Origin of the sequence: Pseudomonas congelans (assembly GCF_900103225.1) — a bacterium.
GTDB lineage: Bacteria > Pseudomonadota > Gammaproteobacteria > Pseudomonadales > Pseudomonadaceae > Aquipseudomonas > Aquipseudomonas congelans.
The window spans coordinates 1163749-1180149 of the sequence record NZ_FNJH01000001.1 but is presented as its reverse complement, the minus strand read 5'-3'; the positions used below and the strand labels follow the sequence as shown (position 1 = coordinate 1180149).

Annotated in this window: 16 protein-coding genes; 10 read left to right on the top strand and 6 right to left on the bottom strand. The window is 59.6% G+C overall.

Annotation, left to right across the window (positions count from 1 at the left end):
• The first annotated feature begins 22 nt into the window (after positions 1 to 22).
• From BLR20_RS04600 to BLR20_RS04585, 4 genes are read left to right on the top strand one after another with little or no spacing between them, the layout of a single operon-like run.
• On the top strand, positions 23 to 724 hold the full coding sequence (locus BLR20_RS04600) for an amino acid ABC transporter permease (protein WP_054994157.1): 702 nt from the start codon (positions 23 to 25) through the stop codon (positions 722 to 724).
• Positions 725 to 730: 6 nt separating this feature from the next.
• Positions 731 to 1471, top strand: a complete 741-nt coding sequence (locus tag BLR20_RS04595) for an amino acid ABC transporter permease (protein ID WP_054994156.1) — start codon at positions 731 to 733, stop codon at positions 1469 to 1471.
• Between the two features lie 19 nt (positions 1472 to 1490).
• On the top strand, positions 1491 to 2219 hold the full coding sequence (locus tag BLR20_RS04590) for an amino acid ABC transporter ATP-binding protein (protein ID WP_170963801.1): 729 nt from the start codon (positions 1491 to 1493) through the stop codon (positions 2217 to 2219).
• 50 nt (positions 2220 to 2269) lie between these two features.
• The gene (locus BLR20_RS04585; protein WP_054994155.1) at positions 2270 to 3103 is read left to right on the top strand and encodes an ABC transporter substrate-binding protein; all 834 of its coding nucleotides are present in this window, start codon (positions 2270 to 2272) and stop codon (positions 3101 to 3103) included.
• A 69-nt stretch (positions 3104 to 3172) separates the two neighbouring features.
• Here BLR20_RS04585 and BLR20_RS04580 read toward each other — a convergent pair whose 3' ends face one another.
• The gene (locus BLR20_RS04580; protein ID WP_054994154.1) at positions 3173 to 4447 is read right to left on the bottom strand and encodes a glucarate dehydratase family protein; all 1275 of its coding nucleotides are present in this window, start codon (positions 4445 to 4447) and stop codon (positions 3173 to 3175) included.
• 18 nt (positions 4448 to 4465) lie between these two features.
• On the bottom strand, positions 4466 to 5809 hold the full coding sequence (locus BLR20_RS04575; RefSeq protein WP_202907621.1) for an MFS transporter: 1344 nt from the start codon (positions 5807 to 5809) through the stop codon (positions 4466 to 4468).
• A gap of 139 nt (positions 5810 to 5948) precedes the next feature.
• On the opposite strand from BLR20_RS04575, the gene BLR20_RS04570 reads away from it, so the two are divergent.
• Together BLR20_RS04570 and BLR20_RS04565 are read left to right on the top strand one after the other, a co-directional pair.
• Positions 5949 to 6848, top strand: a complete 900-nt coding sequence (locus BLR20_RS04570; protein WP_054994152.1) for a LysR family transcriptional regulator — start codon at positions 5949 to 5951, stop codon at positions 6846 to 6848.
• Positions 6849 to 6986: 138 nt separating this feature from the next.
• A complete protein-coding gene (locus tag BLR20_RS04565) occupies positions 6987 to 7670 on the top strand; it encodes a hypothetical protein (protein WP_010432752.1) in 684 nt (227 codons plus the stop codon).
• Positions 7671 to 7720: 50 nt separating this feature from the next.
• Here the strand turns inward: BLR20_RS04565 and BLR20_RS04560 are convergent, their stop codons facing one another.
• Entirely contained in the window at positions 7721 to 8713 is a 993-nt protein-coding gene (locus BLR20_RS04560; protein ID WP_054994151.1) for a nucleoside hydrolase, read from the bottom strand.
• 249 nt (positions 8714 to 8962) lie between these two features.
• Here BLR20_RS04560 and BLR20_RS04555 point away from each other — a divergent pair, with 249 nt between their 5' ends.
• Together BLR20_RS04555 and BLR20_RS04550 are read left to right on the top strand one after the other, a co-directional pair.
• On the top strand, positions 8963 to 10933 hold the full coding sequence (locus BLR20_RS04555) for a putative bifunctional diguanylate cyclase/phosphodiesterase (protein WP_054994150.1): 1971 nt from the start codon (positions 8963 to 8965) through the stop codon (positions 10931 to 10933).
• Positions 10934 to 11008: 75 nt separating this feature from the next.
• On the top strand, positions 11009 to 11719 hold the full coding sequence (locus tag BLR20_RS04550) for a GntR family transcriptional regulator (RefSeq protein WP_054994149.1): 711 nt from the start codon (positions 11009 to 11011) through the stop codon (positions 11717 to 11719).
• Here the strand turns inward: BLR20_RS04550 and BLR20_RS04545 are convergent, their stop codons facing one another.
• The 3 genes from BLR20_RS04545 to BLR20_RS04535 form a co-directional block, all read right to left on the bottom strand.
• A complete protein-coding gene (locus tag BLR20_RS04545) occupies positions 11720 to 12670 on the bottom strand; it encodes a PDR/VanB family oxidoreductase (protein ID WP_054994148.1) in 951 nt (316 codons plus the stop codon).
• Between the two features lie 73 nt (positions 12671 to 12743).
• Positions 12744 to 13808 (bottom strand): aromatic ring-hydroxylating oxygenase subunit alpha, encoded by a 1065-nt coding sequence (locus BLR20_RS04540; protein WP_054994147.1) that lies wholly within the window; start codon positions 13806 to 13808, stop codon positions 12744 to 12746.
• Positions 13809 to 13953: 145 nt separating this feature from the next.
• A complete protein-coding gene (locus tag BLR20_RS04535) occupies positions 13954 to 14841 on the bottom strand; it encodes a LysR family transcriptional regulator (protein WP_010432770.1) in 888 nt (295 codons plus the stop codon).
• A 130-nt stretch (positions 14842 to 14971) separates the two neighbouring features.
• Between BLR20_RS04535 and BLR20_RS04530 the strand changes: the two genes are divergently transcribed.
• Both BLR20_RS04530 and BLR20_RS04525 read left to right on the top strand, forming a co-directional pair.
• A complete protein-coding gene (locus BLR20_RS04530) occupies positions 14972 to 15721 on the top strand; it encodes a gamma-glutamyl-gamma-aminobutyrate hydrolase family protein (RefSeq protein ID WP_054994146.1) in 750 nt (249 codons plus the stop codon).
• Positions 15722 to 15848: 127 nt separating this feature from the next.
• Positions 15849 to 16397 (top strand): cupin domain-containing protein, encoded by a 549-nt coding sequence (locus tag BLR20_RS04525; RefSeq protein ID WP_003344936.1) that lies wholly within the window; start codon positions 15849 to 15851, stop codon positions 16395 to 16397.
• Positions 16398 to 16401: the final 4 nt, after the last annotated feature.

Below are 16401 nucleotides of genomic sequence, written 5' to 3'. Positions count from 1 at the left end.
CTGAATGTCTATGGGAACAACCATGACGAGTAAATTCGATCTTTCAGCGATCCTGCAGGGCGAGTACGCCGAGCTGATCGTCAAGGGCATAGAAACGACCCTGCAACTGGCCTTCGTTGCCTGGTGCCTGGCGATGGTGGTTGCTCTGCTGCTGGTGTCGATTCGCCTGACCGGCAACAAGTACGCCGAGCGCCTGGTGGCGGGCTATGTGTCCTACCACCGCAATGTGCCGACGCTGGTGCAACTGATGCTCTGGTATTTCGGTATTCCCACGTTGCTGTCCGAAAACACGCAGATCTGGCTGGCCAACTACAGCACCGAATACCTGTTCTCGGTCATCGCACTGGGCCTTTGCCAGGCGGCTTACTTCAGTGAAGACATCCGCAGCGGGTTACGCGCGATTCCGGCCGGGCAAGTCGAGGCGTCGCGCGCCCTGGGCCTGGGCTATGTACGCTCGATGCGTTACGTGATCCTGCCGCAAGGGGTTCGCAACTGCTTGCCGTCGCTGATCAATCACACAGTCCTGCTGTTCAAGAACACCAGTCTGGTCATGGCCATCGGCGTGGTGGAGCTGACTTATGCCACCCGCGAGGTAGAGAACTACACCTTCCGCACCTTCGAAGCGTATCTGGTGGCAACCGTGGTCTACCTGGCCATTTCATTGATGCTGATGGGCCTGGGTGCGTTGCTGGCCCTGCAGTTCAGCAAAGCCATGGCGAGGTAGGCGGCGATGTTCGATGTATTCACGATTGTTCGCGATAACTGGACTTTGCTGCTGATCGGTCAATACCCACACGGCCCGATGGGCGGCCTGATATCGACGCTGATGCTGGCGGCGCTGGCCCTGTTGCTGGCCTTTCCGCTGGGGCTGCTGCTATCGCTGGCGCGGGTTTCGCCGTGGCGCTGGCTGCGCTACCCGGCGACGTTCTGGGTCTATGTGATGCGCGGCATCCCGCTGCTGATGGTGATTTTCTGGACCTACTTTCTGGTCCCCTTGCTGATCGGCCATAACATCACCGGCTTCACCACCATGCTCTGCACGCTGGTGGTCTATCAGAGCGCCTATCTGTGCGAAATCATCCGTGGCGCTATCCAGGCGCTGCCGACCGGTCAGTACGAAGCCGCCCGCGCACTGGGCATGGGCTACCTGCGCACCACGGTCTGGGTGATCCTGCCGCAGGCGCTGTACAACGCCTTGCCGAGCCTGATCAGCCAGTTCATTTCAATCATCAAGGAAACGTCGCTGGGCTACGTGATCAACGTTCAGGAAGTGACCTTCGCCGCGAATCAGATCAATAACCAGCTGCTGACCAAGCCGTTCCAGGTGTTCTTCATCCTGGCGATCACTTACTACGTGCTGTGCTACGGCCTGACCCGTCTCGCCGCCGTGGTGGAGCAGCGTATTGCCCGCAAGCGCGAAGGCGATGTATCGCCTGTACCCGTTTCCCGGCCTTTGACTACCGATAACTGAGGGTTGCCCAATGCATCCGATGATCATGTTTTCCAGGATCAACAAATGGTATGGCGAGTATCAGGCCCTGACCGACATCACCGCCGAAGTGCAGCGCGGCGAAGTGGTGGTGCTGTGCGGGCCTTCAGGCTCGGGCAAGTCGACGCTGATCAGAACCGTCAATCGTCTTGAGGATGTGCAGCAAGGCCAGATCCTGTTTGATGGCCGTGACGTGAATGGCACCGACGCCAACGTCAACCGGCTGCGCAGCCGAGTGGGTTTCGTGTTCCAGAGCTTCAATCTGTTTCCGCATTTGTCGGTGCTCGACAACATCATCCTGACCCCGACCAAGGTGCGCGGCCTGAAGAGCAGCGAAGCACGCGCCCGCGCCATGGAATTGCTGGATCGGGTAGGGCTGGCACACAAGGCCGGTGCCTATCCCGCGCAGTTGTCCGGTGGCCAGCAGCAGCGTGTGGCGATTGCCCGCGCGCTGGCCATGGAGCCGCCCGTCATGCTGTTTGACGAGCCCACCAGCGCACTCGACCCGGAGATGGTCGGCGAGGTGCTCGGCGTCATGAAGGGCCTGGCCAAAGAAGGCATGACCATGATGTGCGTCACCCACGAGATGAATTTTGCCCGGGAAGTGGCCGACACCATCTGGTTCATGGACGCGGGGCAGATCCTCGAAAAATCCAGCCCTGAGGTGTTCTTTCAGCAACCGAGCCATCCGCGTGCCCAGCGCTTCATTGCCGACCTGCGCAGCCATTGAGCGCAGGCACTGATTTCAGCGAATCACTTATTCATTTCAGGAGTCTCACCATGCGTATCAAGTCTGTACTGGCTGCCCTGGCGTTGTCGCCGTTGGCTGTTTCGGTGGTCCATGCCGATCAGCTCAGCGATGTGATGAGCAAGAAAAGCCTCAGCTGTGGCGTGTATGCCGACGTTCCGCCGTTCTCGGCACCGGACCCTGAAACCCGCGAACTGGTGGGCATGGACGTCGACCTGTGCAAAGCCCTCGCCAAACACATGGGCGTGGCGCTGGAACTCAAGCCGCTGTCGGTCGAAGCACGTATCCCGGAAGTCAAAATGGGCCGCGTGGACGTGATTTTCGCCAACCTGGCTTACACCAAGAGCCGTGCCGACCAGATCCAGTTCAGCGACCCTTACTACATCGCCAAGGAAACACTGGTGGTTCGTGCGGCGAATGCCGATCAACCGAAATCGTTCTTCAAGGGTAAACGCATCAGTTCGACCAAAGGCTCTACCTCCGAGCAGTCGATCCGCCTCGCTGACGCAACGCCAGTGACCTTCCAGGACACCGGCTCTGCCTACATGGCGCTGCAACAGAACAAGGTGGTGGGCCTGGTGACCAATACCATGACTGCGATCAAGCTGGTCGGGCAAGCCAAGGCCGGCGGCGTGGAATTGGCAATCGCCAAAGAACCGATGGCGCTTGAACCCATTGGTGCCGGCATGCGCCAGGGCGAACCGGCTTTTCTGGCGAAGGTCAATGAATCGCTGCGCGCAATGGAAGCCGCAGGCGAGATCGACGCAATCTGGGCACACTGGATAGGCCCGAACACCGAATACAAGATGGTTCGCGAAGACAAGGTGCAAAGCCTCAGCGAATTGAAGTTCGACCCATTGCCTTGATCAAGGAATAAAGTTTCTCAAGCTGGACGGACTCTGTGCCTGTCCAGCCCATTTCTCGCTGGCAGACGCTCAATACCTCGGTTTGACCGCCTTCCATTCCGGCTTGTACTTCTGCATCTGCTTCACATCATCGCGTTGCCGAATGCCACAACTGTGGTACTGATCGTTGAGCTTGCCGAGCTGGTCGTAGTCCAGTTCCAGCCCTAGGCCTGGGGCGCGGGTGATGCTGACGCAGCCATCGACAATCGGCAGTTTGCCACCCTTGATGACTTCCTCGTCCGGTTCCTGCCACGGGTAGTGCGTGTCGCAGGCGTAGTCCAGATTGGGCACCGCCGCTGCGACGTGGGCCATGGCCATGAGGCTGATACCCAGATGCGAGTTGGAGTGCATCGACACGCCCAGGCCGAAGGTGTCGCACATCTTCGCCAGCGCCTGCGTGTCACGCAGGCCACCCCAGTAATGGTGGTCAGCGAGCACGATCTGCACGCTGTCGAGGGCCACGCTGCGGCGGAACTCGTCGAAATCGGTCACCACCATGTTGGTCGCCAGCGGCAGGCCGGTGCGTTTATGCAATTCGGACATGCCGTCCAGGCCCGGCGTCGGGTCTTCGTAATATTGCAGATCATCGCCCAGCAGTTCGGCCATGCGAATCGAGGTCTCGAGTGACCAGTTGCCGTTGGGGTCGATGCGCAGAGGATAACCGGGGAAGGCTTTTTTCAGTGCCTTTATGCACGACACCTCGTGTTCCGGCTGCAGCGCACCGGCCTTGAGCTTGATGCTTTTGAAGCCATAGGCGTCGATCATGCGCCGGGCCTGGGCGACGATCTGCTCTTCGCTGAGCGCTTCACCCCAGCTGTCGGGCGCGTAGGGCGCATCGGCATGCTGCGCGTATTTGAAGAACAGGTAGGCGCTGAAGGGTATCTGGTCACGAATGGCACCGCCGAGCAGGTCCACCAGTGGCAGGTTCATGGAACGCGCCTGCAGGTCCAGAAACGCCACTTCGAACGCAGAATAAGCATTGCTTACCGCCTTGCTGGCGTGTGAGCCCGGCGCCAGTTCGGCACCGGCCAGGCTGACTGGTTTATGCGCTGCCACGGTCGCCTGAACGATGCTGCGCAGCTGATTGAGGTTGAACGGGTCGAGCCCGATCAGCTGGTTCTGTACCTGTTGCTGAATCGCCAGTGCCGGGGCATCACCGTAGCTTTCACCGAGGCCGATATAACCGTTGTCGCTTTCCACCTCGATGATCGAGCGCAGGGCAAAAGGTTCGTGAATACCACTGGCGTTGAGCAGTGGCGGGTCGCGAAAGGCGATAGGGGTTACGGTCACACGTATGATTTTCAAAAGGCGGTCTCCCGGAAGTCAGGGTTTGAGGCTGGAAGGGGTGCTGTTGACGGTAGGGCTGAGCGCTGTGGGCTGTTCAGCCCTGGACGGGCGGCCGCGGTCACCGCGTGGTGTGGTGCGGGCAAAGAAGATCACCACGGCAGCCAGCAGCGAGGTGCCGGCCAGTCCATACAGGCCGCCTTGAATCGAACCGGTGGTCTGCTCCAGAAAGCCGAATGTGGTGGGCGCGACGAAACCGCCCAGGTTGCCGATGGAGTTGATCAGCGCAATGACAGCAGCGGCAATGCGGGCGTCCAGATAGCCCTGAGGGATCGGCCAGAACAGCGCAGACGCGGCTTTGAAACCGATTGCCGCAAAGCAGATGGCGACAAAGGCGAACACCGGACCGCCCACGGTCGACATGAACATGCCGGCGGCGGCGATGACCAGCGTGACGGCCACCCAGGCCTGCTGGTGCTTGAAGCGTGCGGCCAGTGCTGCGAAGCCGTACATGGCCACGATGGAGATGATCCACGGGATCGAATTGAACAGCCCGACCTCGAAATCGCTGAAGCTGCCCATCTTGCGGATCATGCTCGGCAACCAGAAGGTGGCGCCGTAGATGGTCAGGGCCACGGAAAAGTAGATGAAGCAGAACAGCAGGATCTGCCGGTCCGCCAACAGGCGCAACACCGATGGCCTGACGGTTTGTGAAGCTTCGCGCAGCCGTTGCTCTTCGGCGATGGCTGTGCTGAGCGCGTTTTTTTCCTCTTCACTGAGCCAGCGGGCTTCGTGAGGATGTGATTGCAGCCAGAACCAGACAAAACCGCAGAGCACGATCGACGCGAAGCCTTCGATCAGGAACATCCATTGCCAGCCATGCAGGTTCAGGCCCTCGATGCCGAGCAGGGCGCCGGACACCGGTCCGGAAATCACCGACGCTATCGCCGAGCCGCTGAGAAACAGCGCCATGGCCTTGCCACGGTCACTGGAGGGCAGCCACTGGGTGAAGTAATAGATGATACCGGGGAAGAAGCCGGCTTCGGCGGCACCCAGAATGAAGCGCAGCACGTAGAAGCTGGTTTCCCCCTGAACGAACGCCATCGCCATGGCGGCCGCGCCCCAGGTGAACATGATGCGGGTCAGCCAGGCGCGGGCGCCGTAGCGCTGCAACAGCATGTTGGAGGGGACTTCGAACAGCGCGTAACCGACAAAGAACAATCCGGCACCCAGCCCGTAGGCCGCTGCGCCGATGCCCAGATCGGTTTCCAGATGGCTGCGTACAAAACCGATGTTGACCCGGTCGATGTAATTGACGATGAACATCACCACGAACAGCGGCAGCACGTGGCGTTTCACCTTGGCGGCCGCACGGGCAAGCACCGTGGCGTCCGTAGTACCAGGGACGGTATTCAAGAGGCGACTCCCATTCATTGTTTTTTTGGGGATCAGTCGATCATGGGGGCGTGTATTATTCCCGTCCAATCCAGTTAGTGACTTGATTGATACCGGGAGTGGATCAATGTTCGAGCTTTCCCAACTGCGTTGTTTCACCACGGTGGCCACGGAGCTGAATTTTCGCCGTGCCGCCGAACGGCTCAACATGACGCAGCCGCCGTTGAGTCGGCAGATTCAGATACTGGAGCACAATCTGGGCGTCGAGCTGTTCACCCGCAGTACCCGCAGTGTGGCCCTGACTGCGGCGGGCAGGGCTTTTTTCATCGAGGCGCAGACCTTGCTGGAGCGCGCGCAGCAGGCAGCCATTTCGGCGCGGCGCTTTGCCGAAGGTGATATCGGCTCGGTGACCATCAGTTTTGTCGGCAGCGCGGTGTATGAGTTTCTGCCCAGGGTGATCGCCGAGGCGCGCCTCAAGCAGCCGCAGGTGAAGATTTCCCTCACGGAAATGAACACTTATCAGCAGCACGAAGCACTCAGGGCGCGGCGCATTGACCTGGGCATCGTGCGGGCGCCGCTGTTTCAGCCGGGTTACGAGAGCGAATGCCTGGTACGCGAGCCTTTCGTGCTGGCCGTGCCGAGCAATCATCGGTTGGCACATGCCGATTCGGTCGCGGTGGCCGATCTGGATGGCGCACCGTTCCTGATGTATTCGCATTCGGCGTATCCACCGTTCAACGAACTGCTGACCGGTATGTTTCGTTCCGCACGAGTTGCGCCGGAGTATGTCCAATGGCTTGGATCGTCACTGACTATCCTGGCGCTGGTCAACGCCGGGATGGGGCTGGCATTGGTACCGCGTTGTGCGACCAATGTGGTGTTCAAGGACGTGGTGTTTCGTGACATTGATCTGGGCGAGGGCGTGCAGAGCGAGTTGCACCTGGTCTGGCGCACCGACAATGACAACCCGGCGTGCCGGATGCTGCTCGAGGCCATTCGTGCGGCCGTCAGAGCGGATGAATATTGAAGCGAAAAACCTTGCAACCTTGTGGCATCAACTATCATTCATTCAGTCGATAGTCATCATCAAGCAAGGCAAGTTCTGTTTTTCCGGCAAAGGAGGAGGATGGCGTCATAGCCACCTGCTCCAAAGGGAGACGACGCGATGAGAATGTTCAATCTGTTGACGTTTGCTGCCGTGTTCAGCACCAGCATTGTGTTCACTGCCCCCGTCAATGCTGCCATCGCTCCGGTCTCCGAACAATCCTGTCATTTCATGCCCGTCGTCGACAGTGCCGCCAGCCTGCAACACACGCAGTCGGTGGGCGTGCTGTACAGCGAAGACACGCTCAGCAACCTTCAGTATTTGAACAACTACCATTCGGTTGCGCTCAGAAGCGGCCGGAATGGCGCGCTCGATGCGCGTATCCGCAACGCATTCATCAACAGCTCGGACCCTGCACTGGCGACCGACTGGCTGGTGGGCTCCTTAAAGAAAGAGTTCGCCTCGGTGACCGTTTACGACAATCTCGATGCGCTGATGCAGGCGCGGCCGGACGTGGTGGTCATGCTCGACACTTACAATCGTCTGGTGAGCAAGCGCAACAGTCAGGTCGAGGCGCGTTTCATGGCGCGCTTCTATGACAACGACCTGCAATACATCGGCAAGGCCGAAGGTGAAGTGGTTCGGGAAATGACCTCGGTCTGGGTGCAAGGCAAGGCCGCTCCTGAGATCGCCGCACAGATCGATCAGCAGCGTGACCTGCAAGTGAATGCCTTGAAACAATTCGACGCCTCGCTCAAGGCCCTGGTCATCCAGGCCGACCGGGCGCAGGTGGCGGCGAACTGATGAAGACTGCGCCAGGCGGAGAGGGCGCGGCGCAGCACTTCACACCGGCCTTAGCTGTTGATCACCTGGGCGAAGTTTTTGCTGAACGCGAACTGCGAGACACCCAGCACCGAAGCGATCACTCTTGAACCGCTGCGTTGCACCTGTATCTGACCACAGTGGTTGTCCGTAGGCGTCAGGTCGGTGTTGACCGACAGAAACTGCTCATCGAGTTTCGTCGCTTCAATACCGCCGGCCATCAGCATGGTCGCCAGCGGATCGAAGATCGGCACGGGAAGCCCTTCGGCATGTGTTCCGGATTTGTGTTCGAGCACCTGCCTGACCAGGGTGGCGACAGGGTCGGTGGCGGTGATCAACTGCGAGTAGCTGGCGTCGAGGATGATCTGGTTGCAGACGTCCAGCGGCACCAGGGTCAATGGCAGGCTTGACTGGAAAACGTTGTTGGCGGCGACAGGGTCCACGAACACATTCCATTCTGCATAGTGGTTGCTGCTGTAGGCCTCTCCCTGATCCCATGCTTTTTGCGCGTTGTTCAACGCGGCGACGTTGCCGTCGACGTAGACAGCGCCGGCCATGGCGACAATCTGCTCGAGCATTTTGAAGTCGGCCGGCTGGCTGCTCAACGCAAGCATCTGCGCGATGTTGGTAAAGCCTCCCAGTGACAGCACCGTGATGGGGTCCTGGCTGTTTTTCACCGTCTGGTACATGAACTCCCAGGCGGGCAGGCTCGACAGTTCCGGCAGCGCGGCAGGGTTCAGTGTCCCGAGCAGCCCCATGATGTCGTTCATATCGTTTTTGAAGGGTTGCGGGAAGCGGTTGTCGTACTCAAGTGGCTGATCGGTGCCCTTTGCCACGACGGTGCCGAGTCGGTTGCCGATGCCCAGCAGATGCTGGGCGATGATGACACCCCAACCGAGGTCCGTTTCGCCGCATCCGGTTACGGTAATGCCGAGGATGTCGATGTCCGGTCGTTTCATCAGGTAGGCGATCGACAGGACGTCATCCCAGCCCATGTCCGTATCGATAATGACTTTCCTGTTCATGTAATGCTTCCTGCTCATTGGGGACGTTTAAGAAGAGGGGTCTGCAAGCATCGCTGTTTTACCCGAGTGTGCGCTTGAAAAGGCTATCACCGTGTTATTTCAATTAAACCGATGCACGGCCTGGTTTTACCGTAAAGAATTAATCACATCTGCCGAGAGCCTGACAAGCGAGCCGAAATTAGCAGTCCGGTTCGCATGGTGAGCAGCAAGCCACGTGTGCTTTGACTGTGGTAACAGAGAAGCCTTGCGATGCTGAAAAAATTATCGGGTGCCTTGCGTGCCCTGATGTCTGTGCCTGCTGATAACCCCAGGTTGTTGCAGGCCCAATACGTTGCGTTGTCCCGACAACTGCCGTTGATGTACTTCGTGCTGCTGGTCAATACCTGGGCATTGGCGTTCACCCATTGGCTAATCGCTCCAGTGTGGCTGACGCTGCTGGTCCCTGCGCTGCTCACGGTTATCTGTGGCGTCCGGGCACGCAAATGGTTGCGCACGGTAAACCGGCCGCCACCCGCTCCGGCGATCATTCTGGCCACGCTGCGCGGTACGCATGGCCTGGCGGGCGTGATAGCGGCCGGGTTTGCCGCCTGGTCGCTGTCGCTTTATCCCTATGGCGATGCTTATTCCCAGGCGCATGTCGCGTTTTTCATGGGTATTACGGTGATTGTCTGCATCTTCTGCATGATGCACTTGCGGCCTGCAGCGCTGACCACCGCGCTGGTCGTCAACACCGCCTTTGTTATTTTCTTCGCTTCCACTTACAACATTACCTTTATCGCCACAGCGGTGAATATCGTACTGGTGTCGATTGGCATGCTGATCATTCTTCATTACCAGTACCGCGATTTCACCAGCCTGGTGAATGTGCAGGTAAAGACCGAGCAACTGAGTAACGAGAACCTGCTGCTGGCCAATCAGGACAGCCTGACGGGCCTGCCCAATCGTCGGCAGTTCTTTCAGACGCTGGATGCCGCGATGATTGAGGCAATGGCGCAGCGCAGCGGGCTGGCAGTGGGCGTGTTGGACCTGGACGGATTCAAGCCGGTCAATGACCTTTATGGGCACCGTATCGGCGACCGTCTGCTGATGCTGGTTGCCGAACGCCTGACCAGCGCCTCGAGCGACAAGGTGCATGTGTCGCGACTGGGCGGCGACGAGTTCGCGCTAGTGATCAAGGGTGACATGGACAGCGACGCGTTGCTGGCGTTTGGCAAGCACCTGTGTGACCTCATGCACGAAAGTTTCGAGCTGTCGGACATGCCGATCCAGATTGGCGCAACACTGGGCCTGGCGACGTACCCGGCCACGGCGGATAACGCGACCCAGTTGTTCGAGTTCGCCGACTACGCGCTGTATCAGGGCAAGAACCATAACCCCGGCACGACCTGCCTGTTCTCCGCCACCCACCGTGAGCAATTGCATGCCGACGGTGTTACCGAACAGGCCTTGCGACGCGCCGATCTGGAAACCGAGTTCCACGTGTTGTTTCAACCGATCATTGAAAGCTGCACGCGCGAAACGGTGGCTTTCGAGGCACTGGCGCGCTGGAACAGCCCGGAACTGGGGGCTGTTTCGCCGGCGCATTTCATTCCGATCGCCGAGCGCATCGGCATGATCAACAAGCTCACCGTGCCCTTGTTGGCCCAGGCGCTAAGCATGGCCCTGTCATGGCCTGCGCCTATCAGGCTGTCGTTCAATCTGTCCGCTCATGACTGTGCGTCCTGCGAAAGTGTCAGCAGAATTGTCGAGATCATCAAACACAGCGGTTTCGATGCGTCGCGGCTCGATCTGGAAATCACCGAAACGGCGGTCATGCAGGATATCGCCCAGGTGCAGCAGGCCATTACCCAGTTCCGTAAGCTGGGCTGCGGTATCTCGCTGGATGACTTTGGGACCGGTTTCTCCAGCCTCAGTCAATTGCACGCGCTGGCGCTGACCAAGCTGAAGATCGACCGCAGCTTTGTCACCGGTGTGCACCACAACCCGGCCAGTTACAAGATCGTCAAATCGCTGGTTGCCTTGAGCCTGGACATGTCCCTGGGTTGCGTGATCGAAGGCGTCGAAACACAGGATGAGTTGAATGCACTGACCACCCTGGGTTGTACGATGGTGCAGGGCTACTTCTACAGCCCGCCGATCAGTTTTGCAGAGACGCTGGCGTGGATTGAAATACCCGATGAAGAGCGCACTTTCGGTTACGCCACCTCGTGCCCCCTCTGATCGATTTCATGTGAGCGATTCACTCGGGCGTGCGTGGGGTAAGATGCTTGCCTTGATCCCCACGGAAGCCTTTTGATGAGCAAACCCGGGCAGACCGTCCTTGTTTCGTTGCGCAAGATGATTGCATCAGGCGAGCTGCCTGCAGGCGAGCGCCTGATGGAAGTGCCGACCGCCGAGCTGTTCGGCGTTTCCCGCATGCCGGTGCGCATGGCGTTTCGAACGCTGGAGCAGGAGGGGCTGCTGGTACCCTTTGGCGGGCGCGGGTTTCAGGTGCGTTCGATCAGCCCGATGGAAATCGCCGGCGCGGTGGATGTGCGCGGTGTCCTGGAGGGGCTTGCCGCGCGGCAGATGGCCGAGCGCGGCCTGACCCAGGAGGCGCGCGACGAGCTTGAGGCCTGTCTGGTGCAGGGGGACGCGCTGTTCGAGAAAGGCCATGTCACTGAAGACGACCTTGAGGTCTATCACGACATGAACATGCGTCTGCATCGCGTGATCGTCGAGGGCAGCGGCAATCGTGCCATCGCCGACGCACTGTCGCGCAACGACCATCTGCCTTTTGCGTCGGTGAACGCGCTGGCCGTGGATCGCGACAACCTGATTCGCGAATACCGACGGTTCAATTTCGCGCATATGCAGCATCACGCTGTGGTGGATGCGCTGGTCAACGGGCAGGGCGCCCGCGCCGAGGCCATCATGCGCGAGCATGCCAACGCGACCTTGCGCTACGCCGAAATCTTCGGCGCAGGGCAGAACGAGCGCATGAAGGTCATTCAGCGCCCGGACTGATCAGATGTCGAGCACCAGCACGGGCGTCTTCGAGCGTGAGCAGCAGGGCGTGAACTGATCGTTGAGCGCCTGCTCGTCTTCGGTCAGAAACAGATCACGATGATCCGGAATGCCTTTCAGCACCCGTGTCAGGCAGGTGCCACACACACCTTGTTCGCACGACAGCGGAATATCGATGCCGTGGCTTTCTAGCACCTGAGCGACGGTCTTGTTGGCCGGAATGGCAATGACCTGGCCGGTACTGGCGATCTCGATTGAAAAACTGCCGTCGTTGCTGGTGTCTACCGGCTCTGCGGAGAAGTACTCCCGGTGCAGATTGTCCTCGGACCAGCCAGCGGCACGTGCGCTGTCGAGGATGTACTGCATGAAACCGCCTGGCCCGCACACGTACAGATGGGTATCGGGCTGGGGATGGGCGAGCACTTTGGCAGCCTCCAGCGCGGTATCCGGCTGCTCATCGAAGTGCAGCGTGATGCGTTCGGCAAATGCAGAATGCTTCAGGCGTTCGATAAAGGCGCCGCGCTCGGCGGAACGCACGCAATAGTGCAGCTCGAAATCGGCAGCCTCCAGTGCAAGCTGTTCGGCCATGCAGAGGATGGGCGTAATGCCGATACCGCCGGCGAACAGCAGCGTGCGCCGGCTGTTTTCAGCCAGTGGGAACAGGTTGCGCGGCTCGCTGATACGCAACTGCGCGCCAGGCTGAATCTGCTGATGCAGGCTGCGTGAACCACCACGCGAGGCCGGGTCGTTGAGGACGCCAATCAGGTAGCGATGACGCTCGTTCGGGGCATTGCACAGCGAGTACTGGCGGATCAGCCCGTCAGGCAGGTGCACGTCAATGTGCGCGCCTGCGGTGAACGGCGGCAACAGCTCTCCGTCTGCGCGCACCAGTTCAAAGCTGCAGATATCCAGCGCTTCATCGTTACGTGATAACACCGTCACGTCGATCATGGTAGGTCCTCGGGTGACCGCGGCGCGGGTCACTTCTGATTGTTTTCTTCGTGTTTCGACGGGCAATGGCCGCTCATTTCGTCGCCATCACCGGAATCTGTTCGCCGGGACCGGCCTGCTCGGCAGCGATCAGGCGTTCCAGAATCTTGCGTGACTGCACGCCGCCGGCGTCGATATTCAGCTTGAGCAGGTTGCGATGCGGGTGCTTGAGCAGGTTCTGTTGCTGGCGTTCAAGCATTTCCAGGTCTTCGGTGAAGATCTTGCCCTGGCCTTCGCGGATGCTGGCGGTCAGCTCTTCGTCAGCGGGATTGAAGTTGCGCGCCATGCCCCAGAAGTACCAGATGGAAGTGTCGGTCTCGGGGGTGATGAAGTCGACGACGATGCTTGACGCCTTGAACTCTTTAGGCGCGTCATAGCCGCCTTTGCCCGCATGGGCTACGCCGACTTCGATCAGCACATGGCTGGGCGGCGTGAAGCGGCAGATCTGCCAGCGATCGACCGGCACGTCATCGGCCAGGTTGTTGCCGCGCAGTGCCATCTGCCAGAACGGCGGCGGCATGATGTTTTCCATGTGCCGAGCGGTGACCACTTCCTCGCCTTCGACCGTTGTGACGGGCGCTGCCTCGTCGATTTCCTTCTGGCCGATGCTGGACGCATGCACGTAGGTTTCGTGGGTGAGGTCCATCAGGTTGTCGATCATCAGGCGGTAATCGCACTGGATATGAAACAGCCCGCCGCCGTAGGCCCATTCGTCGCTGACCGCCCATTCAAGATGGTGGATAAGTGCCGGGTCTGCCTTTTCCCGATCACCTGGCCATACCCAGATGAAGCCATAGCGCTCGACCGCCGCGAAGGTCTTGTTGCAAGGAAAGCCGCGAACACGCTGGCCGGGCATTGAAACAGTCTTGCCGTCGCCACCCATGACCAGGCCGTGGTAACCACACACCAGTTGACCGTTCTCGACATAGCCTAGCGAGAGTGGGGCGCCGCGATGCGGGCAGAAGTCTTCAACGGCAACGACCTGCTGGTCCTGGTCGCGATAAAACACCATCTTTTCGTTGCAGATCTGCCGACCCAGGGGCTTCTCGGCAACTTCATCCGCTGTGCAGGCGACGTACCACGCATTTTTCGGGTGCATGATGGTTCTCCACGGTTCGATTATTGATCTTATGGATCCACAGAATGAATCATGTTGTTTCCTCGTGATTATTAATGCCACAGGATCGAGATTAATCCAATGATTAATTTTGTTAACTATTATTTAATGGATCCATAGAGGCTGATCAGTCGAGGCTGGATACCTGCAACGCAGCTCGCAGGCGCGGTGCGAGTGCTTCCAGCAGGGTCTGCACAGAACGCAGTGCGCGGCAGTCGGGGCGTGTCAGCAACCACAGGTCGGTGCGGCATCCTTCCAGCGGACCACTCAGACGCTCGACCGCCCCAAGGCCCTCGACCGTAAAACCGGTCAGCGCCGCCACGCCCAGGCCGGCAGCGACCAACTGCGAGACCGCTGACATATTGCTGCAGCGGTAGCTCGGCAAGACCCCCGGAAACGCCTGTTTGCGCCACATCACCGAGGTGTGGTCGGGCATTGAGTCGTCCGGGCTGATCCAGGGGATCGAGGCAGGGTTTTGCGTCAAGGACTCGCGGTATTCGGGGCGACCGCAGACAAAGTAGTCGGCACTGCCCAGGCAGCGCCCGATCAGGTGCTCGGGCGGCGTATTGGTCAGACGCAGGGCGATGTCGGCATCGCGACGGCTGAGGTTGGCAAAGGCGTTGGAGGTGGCCAGCTCCAGCGTAAGGGCAGGGTACTGCGGCATGAAGTCCGCCAGCGCTGGCAACAGCAGGCTGTGCAGTACCGCATCGGTACAGGTCAGGCGTACCGTACCGCTGACGACCTGTTCGCCCTGTTGCAAGGCGATACGCGCCGCGGCAAGTGCCTGTTCAGCGCGCTCTGCCTGCTCGGCCATGGCTTGTGCGGTATCGGTCGGTATGTACCCACGCCGGTTCTTCTCGAACAGCGCTGCACCAAGGGCTGCTTCGAGGCGGCGGATCGAGCGGAATACGGTCGATACATCAACCTGCAACAGGTCGGCGGCACGGGCCAGCGTGCGGCCACGAACCAGCGCGAGCACCAATGAAAGGTCGGCGTGGGTGATTTCATATTGCATTGGTGCATTGTTCCTTTGCCTGAATGCCTATGTTTGTTGCGCAGATGACTATCCTAGACTGGTTTCATTCCCCCTGGATAGCGTCCAATAATCGGCGTTGACCACTCAGATTTCACACAGGATTCAACCTATGTCGCGACCTCCATTGATTGGTGTCACCGCCTGCCGTCAGCAGTTGGGCAAGTACTCTTCTCACACTGCAGGCGACAAATACGTCGAGGCCGCAGTCTTTGCGGGTATGCCGGTGATTCTGCCTGCACTTGAGGTGCCTTCCGAGCCAGCGCAACTGCTCGCGTCGCTGGATGGCCTGCTGTTTACCGGCTCGCCGTCGAACGTCGAGCCGCGTCACTACAATGGACCGGCGAGCGTGGAGGGCACCGCTCATGATGTATTCCGGGATCGCACCACACTGCCGCTGCTCAGGGCTGCCATCGCTCAGGGCGTGCCGGTGTTGTGCATTTGCCGCGGTTTTCAGGAGTTGAATGTTGCGCTGGGTGGCAGCCTGCATCAGCGGGTCCAGGAGCTGCCTGGTTATCTGGATCATCGAGAGCCGCAAAGCGAGGTGCTGGCGGTGCAATACGCGCCAAAGCATGCCGTGCAGGTGCAGCCAGGCGGTTTGCTCGACTCGCTCGGGCTGGCACCGGGGTTCGAGGTCAACAGCCTGCACAGCCAGGGTATCGATCGCCTGGCCTCGGACCTGCGCGCAGAAGCACTGGCCCCCGACGGTCTGGTCGAGGCGGTGTCCATGCCCGGCGCGCCAGGTTTTGTCCTGGGCGTGCAGTGGCACCCGGAATGGGAGTTCATGGACAACCCTGTGTCGCTCAGCCTGTTCAAGGCATTTCGCGAAGCCTGCCAGAGGTATGCGCGCAGCCGCTGCTAGAGCGATGAGCTGCTGAGTGTTGTCGGCAAACGTGATTTAATATCCGGCTTGACGGCCTCGGGTAATGGACGATCCATTGCGCCGGGGCGCAGCTTCATTCACCGGATATCTTGCACATAAGGCCACTATGGATACGGGAGCACGACTCAAACTGGTGCGTGAAAGCTACAAGCTGTCACAGCGTGAGCTCGCCAGACGCAGTGGTGTGACCAATGCCACGATTTCCCTCATCGAACAAAATCGTGTCAGTCCTTCCATCAGCTCGCTGAAAAAGCTGCTGGAGGGGATTCCCATGACACTGGCGGATTTCTTCACGTTCGATCAGCCTCCGGGGCAGGATCAGTACGTGTTCCGAGCCGGTGATCAACCCGATCTGGGGCGCAACGGTGCCCGTCTGTTGCTGGTGGGCGCGACCTTACCGAGCCGGCAGATGCGTTTTCTGCGTGAGCAATACGCACCGGGTGCCGACTCGGGTGATGAACCCATCGTCCACAGCGAGGGCGAGGAGTGCGGTCTGGTGACGCGTGGCACCGTGGAGCTGACCATCGATGGGCAGGTCAACATCCTCGGTCCGGGGGACGGCTATTACTTCCCGACCACATTACCGCATCGCTTCCGCAATATCGGCCAGGACGAAGCCGAGATCATCAGCGCCAACACGCCGGCCAACTTCTAGCATG

Excerpts from the sequence above, each read along its gene's own strand:
- BLR20_RS04600 (WP_054994157.1), top strand. The coding sequence starts at position 23 with ATGACGAGTAAATTCGATCTTTCAGCGATCCTGCAGGGCGAGTACGCC.
- BLR20_RS04595 (WP_054994156.1), top strand. The coding sequence starts at position 731 with ATGTTCGATGTATTCACGATTGTTCGCGATAACTGGACTTTGCTGCTG.
- BLR20_RS04590 (WP_170963801.1), top strand. The coding sequence starts at position 1,491 with ATGATCATGTTTTCCAGGATCAACAAATGGTATGGCGAGTATCAGGCC.
- BLR20_RS04585 (WP_054994155.1), top strand. The coding sequence starts at position 2,270 with ATGCGTATCAAGTCTGTACTGGCTGCCCTGGCGTTGTCGCCGTTGGCT.
- BLR20_RS04570 (WP_054994152.1), top strand. The coding sequence starts at position 5,949 with ATGTTCGAGCTTTCCCAACTGCGTTGTTTCACCACGGTGGCCACGGAG.
- BLR20_RS04565 (WP_010432752.1), top strand. The coding sequence starts at position 6,987 with ATGAGAATGTTCAATCTGTTGACGTTTGCTGCCGTGTTCAGCACCAGC.
- BLR20_RS04560 (WP_054994151.1), bottom strand. The coding sequence starts at position 8,713 with ATGAACAGGAAAGTCATTATCGATACGGACATGGGCTGGGATGACGTC.
- BLR20_RS04555 (WP_054994150.1), top strand. The coding sequence starts at position 8,963 with ATGCTGAAAAAATTATCGGGTGCCTTGCGTGCCCTGATGTCTGTGCCT.
- BLR20_RS04550 (WP_054994149.1), top strand. The coding sequence starts at position 11,009 with ATGAGCAAACCCGGGCAGACCGTCCTTGTTTCGTTGCGCAAGATGATT.
- BLR20_RS04545 (WP_054994148.1), bottom strand. The coding sequence starts at position 12,670 with ATGATCGACGTGACGGTGTTATCACGTAACGATGAAGCGCTGGATATC.
- BLR20_RS04540 (WP_054994147.1), bottom strand. The coding sequence starts at position 13,808 with ATGCACCCGAAAAATGCGTGGTACGTCGCCTGCACAGCGGATGAAGTT.
- BLR20_RS04535 (WP_010432770.1), bottom strand. The coding sequence starts at position 14,841 with ATGCAATATGAAATCACCCACGCCGACCTTTCATTGGTGCTCGCGCTG.
- BLR20_RS04530 (WP_054994146.1), top strand. The coding sequence starts at position 14,972 with ATGTCGCGACCTCCATTGATTGGTGTCACCGCCTGCCGTCAGCAGTTG.
- BLR20_RS04525 (WP_003344936.1), top strand. The coding sequence starts at position 15,849 with ATGGATACGGGAGCACGACTCAAACTGGTGCGTGAAAGCTACAAGCTG.